The organism is Pseudomonas sp. GW821-FHT07B01 (assembly GCF_059419065.1).
This window is the reverse complement of the sequence record NZ_JBWKRA010000054.1, coordinates 1-635: the sequence shown is the minus strand read 5'-3', so window position 1 is coordinate 635 and position 635 is coordinate 1. Positions and strand designations below refer to the sequence as shown.

The 635-nt window shown below is 55.0% G+C and carries 1 protein-coding gene; it reads right to left on the bottom strand.

The window, feature by feature from the left end:
* The coding region (locus tag AC07S6_RS27300) for an immunoglobulin-like domain-containing protein (protein ID WP_495113414.1) at nucleotides 1-635 on the bottom strand (635 nt) is incomplete at both ends.

Below are 635 nucleotides of genomic sequence, written 5' to 3'. Positions count from 1 at the left end.
GTGTAAACGATGTTGCCGCCTTCGCCAACGGTGTTGGTGGCGGTCAGAACCACATCAACCTTGTCGATGGTGTCGTTGATCGTGGTGGTTGCGCCGTTGCCTGCAACTTCTAATTTTTCGAAGTTGCCGCCGGAAGCGTCGGTGATCTTGACGGTCTGAGTGCTCTTATCGATGAACACGTCATCGCTAGGAGCGGGCACGGTCACAGTGCCTACCGTGTCGCCAGCCTTGATGGTGATCGAAGAGCCGTTATCCAACTTCAGCGTGACGTCGGTACCGGCCTTGTTGCTCAAGGTCGCGGTATAGGTGATCTGGCCACCCTCATTCGCTTCGGTCGGAGCTGTCAGCGTTACAGTAGTGGTGTTATCGGTGCCCGGTGTATCAGTAACGGTGGTGTTAACCGGGGTAGTACCTGGAACCAGATTTTCGAAGTGCTCGCCGCCGGTAACACCCTTGATAGCGGTGGTGACGGTTTGATCGCCTTTATAGACATCATCAGGAGCAAGAACCGAAACGCTACCGCTAGTCTGGTTTACGCCGATGGTGATGGTCTGGCCATTATCCAAGGTTACGGTCAGCGGGTTGGTGATGTTAGTCACCGGCGCACCGTTTTTATCCACAAGGCTGGCGGTGTA